The sequence below is a fragment of the Bacillus sp. 05T31 genome (assembly GCF_056396725.1).
The window spans coordinates 1-6291 of the sequence record NZ_JBFTMA010000311.1; the positions used below are offsets into that span (position 1 = coordinate 1).

General features: G+C 33.2%; 7 protein-coding genes and 2 pseudogenes. 5 read left to right on the forward strand and 4 right to left on the reverse strand.

The genetic code is table 11. From position 1 onward, the window contains the following. The 3 genes from AC1DJR_RS17815 to AC1DJR_RS17825 form a co-directional block, all read right to left on the reverse strand. On the reverse strand, positions 1-501 hold a 501-nt coding region (locus tag AC1DJR_RS17815), incomplete at its 3' end, for a cation diffusion facilitator family transporter (protein WP_477003155.1). Between the two features lie 574 nt (positions 502-1075). Next, complete coding sequence (locus AC1DJR_RS17820; RefSeq protein WP_088039326.1) at positions 1076-1390, reverse strand: thioredoxin family protein; 315 nt, start codon at positions 1388-1390, stop codon at positions 1076-1078. A gap of 591 nt (positions 1391-1981) precedes the next feature. Beyond that, entirely contained in the window at positions 1982-2590 is a 609-nt protein-coding gene (locus tag AC1DJR_RS17825) for a hypothetical protein (protein WP_429687298.1), read from the reverse strand. A gap of 76 nt (positions 2591-2666) precedes the next feature. On the opposite strand from AC1DJR_RS17825, the gene AC1DJR_RS17830 reads away from it, so the two are divergent. From AC1DJR_RS17830 to AC1DJR_RS17845, 4 genes and pseudogenes are all read left to right on the forward strand, one after another. Next, positions 2667-2888, forward strand: a complete 222-nt coding sequence (locus AC1DJR_RS17830) for a hypothetical protein (RefSeq protein WP_002085775.1) — start codon at positions 2667-2669, stop codon at positions 2886-2888. Between the two features lie 516 nt (positions 2889-3404). After that, a pseudogene (locus AC1DJR_RS17835) lies at positions 3405-3590 on the forward strand (hypothetical protein); the annotation flags it as partial. A gap of 820 nt (positions 3591-4410) precedes the next feature. Continuing rightward, positions 4411-4986, forward strand: coding sequence for a C1q-like domain-containing protein (locus AC1DJR_RS17840; RefSeq protein WP_060749091.1), 576 nt, complete (start codon positions 4411-4413; stop codon positions 4984-4986). A 137-nt stretch (positions 4987-5123) separates the two neighbouring features. Then, entirely contained in the window at positions 5124-5681 is a 558-nt protein-coding gene (locus AC1DJR_RS17845) for an ABC transporter permease (protein WP_477003153.1), read from the forward strand. A 92-nt stretch (positions 5682-5773) separates the two neighbouring features. Here AC1DJR_RS17845 and AC1DJR_RS17850 read toward each other — a convergent pair whose 3' ends face one another. Then, entirely contained in the window at positions 5774-5986 is a 213-nt protein-coding gene (locus AC1DJR_RS17850; protein ID WP_477003154.1) for a hypothetical protein, read from the reverse strand. 236 nt (positions 5987-6222) lie between these two features. Here AC1DJR_RS17850 and AC1DJR_RS17855 point away from each other — a divergent pair. Continuing rightward, positions 6223-6291, forward strand: a pseudogene (locus AC1DJR_RS17855) (MepB family protein); the annotation flags it as partial.

The window sequence follows — 6291 nt, forward strand, 5'->3', positions numbered from 1 at the left end:
ACCTACTACTGTACCAATACTTACAAGAGCATCTGATAAATTATCTTTTGCAGCAGCCTCTAATGATTTACTTTTTGTTCGCATTGCAATCTTTTTCGTATACTTGTATACACCGTACATAACGACAGCAGAAAATAAAGCCACCCATGCAGCAAGTACATTAGGTGCTGCATGTTTCGGATTGAAAAACGACTGAATTGCACTAATAACAACTTCTAATCCGACCGTTGCCATAATAAAGGAAGCAACAAGTGATGCGATTTGTTCTGCACGCGAATGCCCATATGGATGATCTGGGTCACGAGGCTTACGAGAAATTTTCAGGCCAATTAATATTGCTAAAGAAGCACCAATATCCGTTAAGTTATTCAAACCGTCAGCACGTAATGCGCTAGAGAGGGTAATATAACTGATGATGATTTTCATAGAGGATAAAAATATGTAGGCTATAATGCTGACAATAGCACCTTTATCAGCTTCTTTATGAGAAAGAGAATCCATTTTAATCACTCGCCTTTCTACAAGGAATTTCTTTCTATACATAGAGTATCAAACGAAACTCGTGTGGGTCTATACAAACATTGTTGACGTTTTATAGCTTTTTAAGAAGGGGATAACAAAGTTTCGTTAAGGAAAAATATGTTGAAAAGTACAAAGTGGAAATTTATCCCGCATTAACGGGCAGTAAGACCCCCACCTCAAAATTCAGTTGGAGAAAAGAAGTTAGGTGGGAGATCAACTGCCCGTAAACACCCGATTGGTTCAACTAATAATCAGTGGGGGATGAACAAAAACCCCACTGATTAAAGTTTCACTTTATTAAACAATTAATGATGATTATGGCAAATGGAAAGAGGGCGAGAATAATGATTCTCAAAATTTTTTTCATATATATTTTTCGCAAAATGACTCTTTGTAATTCCTCATGTGAGTAATATATAAGAAATGATAACAAAATTCTTCAATAAGAAGAGGAGAAAGCATTATAATATTCACTTTCCAGAAAGAGACAAAGGCAAAGAACAATTTGAAAACGAAAAAAACCTCTGATGATTTTTCAGAGGTTTTTCGTTTTTTAGTATGCTTCTAAAAACTCAGTAACTTGCTCTTCCGTTTTTGCATTTGCACTATGTAAGTGACCTAACTTTTCGCCATTTTGATATACAAGTAGGCTTGGAATACCCATTACTTGATACTCTTCAGCAATACTTGGGAACTCATCTTTATTAATAGAATACCATTCAAATTTATTGAACTCTTCCATTACATCTCCGATAAAGTTGTCCATACGCACGCAATCTGGGCACCATGTAGTAAAGAACTTRACAACTACTGGCTCCTCGCTTGCGATGATGTCTTTGAATTCTTGTTCAGCYTTGATTTCTCTCATGTTTGTTKCTCCTTTTTCACTTATAATATTTGGGGTTATTTAGGCGGTGTTTTTGCCTAGAAACGAAAACTTCTAACAAAAGTTTTTCTTTCCGAATAATTCGTTTGCAAATYGATCCACCGCAGTTTCCTGAAGKCCTGGTACAAYATGTGAGTAGGTTTTCAATGTGATACCTACTCTTTTATGTCCTAATCGTTCACTTACAATCTTCGGATGTATACTTTGTTTTAACATAATTGTTACACGAGTATGTCTCAGAACACAGAACATGGAACCGAATATCRGGAACCTCACTTTTCTTTATAAGCTTTTTCCAGAGCTGTGTCAAACTTCTGAAACGGCAGACCAAATCGTAATCATTATAGCTTTCATCATATCGCTCTTTTTCCTCAGAGATTTTTTGCAGATGGTCATTTATTGCCATTAAAGTAATGTCAGGTAAAATCAGCAATCTCTTTCCATTGTAGACCTAAGATTTCACCTTTACGCATTCCACATGTAATAGCTCAATTAAATGAAACTGATAGGATCTGTGAAAATTGTGTCCAAATTATGCATGGAAAAGGTATTGAAAGAGATGAATAGTACTCTTTACATCTTATTCCATATATAACAAAGCTGGTTAGCTTCTGATTCAAGCGCTATTAAATGATCATTATTAATAGAGTTATTCGTATACATTCTGTTCTTTTGGATGTTAAGAACCGTATAATTCACATCGTTATGTTCATTTGAAAATGTCGATTCGTTTAATAATGTCAGCGTTGAGTTGATGTTGTATTTATCAATTCGCTCTTTTTTTCCTTTGAAAAACAGTTTGATAAGATGCGGCTCATCATTAATGAGCAAACCGAGTTCAGGTGATGAGCGGACGATTAAATCATCTGATATCCAATGTGATTTACCTGGATCGAACCAAGAGACGTCGTTGTTTTTAATAAATTTTTTGTACTGTTTTATGACATCAATGTAGTTTTGCTTTTTCTTCTGATCAACCGTTTGCACTAATGTTTCGAAACATTCAAAAGGTAGTTCATTTTGATGAAATTTAATAACAGTATCTCGTAATTGTTTCCAGTAATCAAAAGCTGGTTGGTATTCCGGTTGAGATTTTAGATTTTTTACAAAGTTTGTTTTAGCTGCACTACTTTTCAGTGTGAAGTCTAAAAATTGTGTAAGTCCTACTTTAATTTCTGCCATATTACACCCCCTTTTCAAACATTACTAATTCGATAATGGAAAGGAAAATCCTGCATTTTTTAAGGAGGTGAGCTAGATGCTAGAAAACCCGATGTCCATGCACAATGGCTACGGCAAAGCTGATCCGCAAGAACAAGAGGGAATTATTACAACTTCTATCGATATCGAAAAGTTACAAGATGTCATAAGTCGAGCGGTAGTGATTTTGCAGGAGTGTCCAGAAGATGCTGAACTTGATGATTTAAATGGGAGCATTAATGAAGCGTTGGAATTGTTACAAAAGTATTTGGGGCAATAAAAAAGGACGAGCAGTCGTACCTGCTGTCCTTTATAGGAGGAAAATTATTCTGGACTAGAACTACGAATAACCAGAAAACGCGCTTTTAACCAGTGTTGTCAAAGATGTAATAATCTATGCAACATAAAAGCTTAGTCGGAATTCAAAACACCAAAATGGCTTGCGTTGGTAAACAGGCTCAAAASTAGTATATGYAAAATRWAAAATYYCATACAMAAAGCAGAYAACAATTTTRGTTGTCTGCCWGTKAGTYGAATGAGTTAGYYAATTGTGATAAWTTGCTTTCCCATTACAAGAAGAGTGAAGCTGMTAGTTCAAACAGCTTGTAGGTAGTATTTTCGATATCTAAAAAAATATACAGAGAAAGCAGATAGGTGAAGAACCTGCCTGCTTACTACTGTAACAAAAGAAAGAAGTACTAGCCGTGGATACGACGGCTTGAAAATAGTATGTATTTTTATTTAAAAAATATTCAAGGGGTGAAGAAACATGGAGTGTTTGATAAATGGTGTCTATGAAATAGATAATGATTTTTTTGGTCCAATAAACTTTGCTAATGTTGTAGCTGTTTCATCCATAATTCAATTGAGTGCAGGGGATTTAGTCGAGATTTTTGCACAAAGTAGCGTAGCTGGAGTTATTAGTAATGTAGAAGATAGTACACATTTTGAAGCTGCAAGATTCCCGTCTCCAAAAGTATAAGTGGTATGAAACCTTGTAAGTAATTTAATATCAGGACATTCCAAAATTTATACTCATCCTGTACAAGAACGGATAATTTATTTGTAGTGCATGAAGTATTTTAACGGTGTACAAGCTGTTTTGAAAGTGCTGGATAAATGAACTATGTACTGTTAAATAGTGTCTGATGATTGTAAACGAAACAGTCGAAGAAGAGTAGCGGTGTATGCAAAAAGAAATGCATGATGTTTAGGTAAAGAAAGCTTACTAGTTAGGGGATCTTACCGATTTAGTTTATGAAAAAAGGCCCTGTTGTCTCCAACAGGGCCTTTCCTAAAATGGCAAAGAGTAACTCTTACCTTACTCCTTGTCCATAGAATACACAAAAATTATACGTTTGTACAGGTCAATAATTTACAATAATAATATTTGAATATAATGCTTACAGGTAATTCTGAAGGATGAAAAAGTATTTGCTATAGAGTAAGTGTTGATTTTAAAGTGTTTTTAAGAGAATGTTTACAACTCAACGATAATAAARGAATATTGAAATAAYAAAATATGAAATATTRCATATYTCACTGAACAATATAATCTATTYAATAATAATAAAATCGYACRRAGGAGTTTTTTCTGAAAATCCGAGTTGATGAAACTAGATAATTTGTATTACTGATTTAACCRGAATATTACATGAGTGCTTTGTTTTTAAAAGTTATACTTTCTCCTCGCTCTGCCTTATGGTGGAGCATTTTTATTTTTGTAATCGCAATAACCTGTCCAAACTTTCCATGTCTAGCATACATATTATGCAGTAGTAGATTAGAAAGGAGCACTATATATGTCTTGTTATTACTACTGTAAGAATTGTGAGAGTTACCAAAAGAAAAATCATGATTGCTGTAAAAAAAGAAGTAATTATTATAATAAGTGCGGTAAAAGATGTGATGACTGTTCTTGCGATCATAAGGAGAATAACCTTGTAAGAGCATCTGCTTTTAGAGCTGTAAATACAGTTAATCAAAACCTTCCAGCTAATACTTTTGTTAAAGTATTATTTCAAAATGAACAATTTGATTTAGCGAACGAATATAACCCAGCAACATCAGATTTTACTCCGAAGACTAGAGGAGTTTATTCCGTAATTGGGACGATTGGTTTCTTTCCGAACGATACAAATTTAAATTATAGAGCGCGTGTAGAAGTTCGAGTGAATGGAAATGCGGCAATTGCTATAGATAACGACTTTTTTGGTCCAATAAATTTCGGTAATGTCGTAAGTGTTTCAACAATACTTCAATTACATGCAGGTGATATTGTCGAGATTTTTGCACAAAGTAGTATAGATGGGGTTATTAGTAGTACAGAAGACGGTTCTCATTTTGAGGCTGCAAGATTCCCATCTCCAATTGTATAAATATTAAAAAGGAAAAAATTTTATTAACTCTGCTTTTCGGTGGAGTTTTTTAATTTCATAATAGCAATAGCTCGTCCAAACTTTTTAAATTTATTTTGCATAGTATACAACAATAGATTTAGAAAGGGGATATAAATATGTCTTATTATTATTGTAAGCATTGCAATGGCTATAAAAAGACAAAGCATACTTGTTGTAAGAAGAGTACAGATTATTACGATAAGTGTTGTGATAATGAGAAAGATAAACTTGTAAGGGCATCTGCTTTTAGAGCGGTTAGTACAGTARATCAAAATGTCACTGCAAATACTTTTGTTAAAGTATTATTCCAAAATGAACAGTTTGATTTAGCGRATGAATATAATCCAGTAACRTCAGATTTTATTCCGAAGACTAGAGGGGTTTATTCTATTATTGGTACAATCAGCTTTGCACCTAATGATAGTAATACGAATTATAGAGCGCGTGTAGAAATTCGGGTAAATGATAATCCAGCTATAGCGATAGATAATGACTTTTTTGGTCCACCCAATTTTGCAAATGTCGTAGCTGTTTCAACAATACTTCAATTACATGCAGGAGATGTAGTTGAAATTTTTGCTGAGAGTGATGTAGATGGACTGATTATACAAAATGATCCAGGGTTTATTAGTACGCATTTTGAAGCTGCAAGATTCCCATCTCCAATAAAATAAAAGACATGTTTGTGATTTATGGACTATTTTTTTAAAAAAGGCTCTACCTTATGGTAGGGCCTTTTAGTTAAAGGTGTTAAATTGGTAATATATTAAAATAAGTTCATAAACACTTGATAAGCAACACCTAGAGTTAATACGATAGCTAACAGTTKTGCTACCCATCTCGGTGCATTTAAATTTAGTAAAAGGGAATGACATATACTAAATGTAATGCCGAGTGTTAAAAGAATTGCGATAAGATATAAAATTAATAGGAATAAAGGTTGCTCTATGGAGCCGAAGTCAATTTTGGATGGATTCATGTAATATGTACCTCGTTTTTTATTAATATATTAATGAAATAATGAAATAATGAAATAATGAAGAATACAAGGAATTGGAAGAGTAATGTAATAAATACTATAAAAGTAAATTTGAAGTTATGGATGGAGTAGATAAAATAATCTTTGAAAGACTATTCAAAGCCAACATTTGTTTAAGTTTAATATACAAGAACGAATGTTCTTGGTATACTGGAAAATAAAAAAGGTGCGTTTACATGACAAATTTTAGTAATATAATTGAAAAACTAGATGAAATGATTTACAAACCTAATAATCTATTAATT